Source organism: Streptomyces sp. CAI-85 (genome assembly GCF_013363615.1).
In the GTDB taxonomy this organism is placed as follows: domain Bacteria; phylum Actinomycetota; class Actinomycetes; order Streptomycetales; family Streptomycetaceae; genus Streptomyces; species Streptomyces antibioticus_B.
In genome coordinates this window covers 1-638 of the sequence record NZ_JAANNX010000250.1, presented here as the reverse complement: position 1 = coordinate 638, position 638 = coordinate 1, and the positions used below count along the sequence as shown (strand labels likewise).

Sequence of the window (638 nt, the reverse complement as noted above, 5' to 3'; positions counted from 1 at the left end):
GACTCGGTGTAGAGCTTGCGCACCGAGCGCTTCTTGTCGATCAGGTCGTACATCAGCGGCTGGGTGAAGGCCGGGTTGTCGGACTCGTTGTGACCGCGGCGGCGGTAGCAGATGAGGTCGATCACCACGTCCTTGTTGAACGCCTGGCGGAACTCGAAGGCGAGCCGCGCGACGCGGACCACGGCCTCCGGGTCGTCGCCGTTCACGTGGAAGATCGGGGCCTCGATCATGCGGGCCACGTCCGTCGCGTACATGGAGGAGCGCGAGGACTCGGGGGCCGCGGTGAAGCCGACCTGGTTGTTGATGACGATGTGGACCGTGCCGCCGGTGCGGTAGCCGCGGAGCTGCGACATGTTCAGGGTCTCGGCCACCACGCCCTGGCCCGCGAAGGCCGCGTCGCCGTGCAGGGCCACCGGCAGGACGGTGAAGTCCGTGCCGCCCTTGTTGATGATGTCCTGCTTGGCGCGTGCGACGCCCTCCAGGACCGGGTCCACCGCCTCCAGGTGTGAGGGGTTCGCGACCAGGGAGACCTTGATCTGCTCGCCGTCGAGACCGGTGAAGGTGCCCTCGGCGCCCAGGTGGTACTTGACGTCGCCGGAGCCGTGCATCGACTTCGGGTCGAGGTTGCCCTCGAACTC

General features: G+C 67.7%; 1 protein-coding gene. It reads right to left on the bottom strand.

Annotation, left to right across the window (positions count from 1 at the left end; all coding sequences use genetic code 11):
• The coding region (locus G6W55_RS38100) for a thiamine pyrophosphate-dependent enzyme (RefSeq protein WP_254876605.1) at positions 1 to 638 on the bottom strand (638 nt) is incomplete at both ends.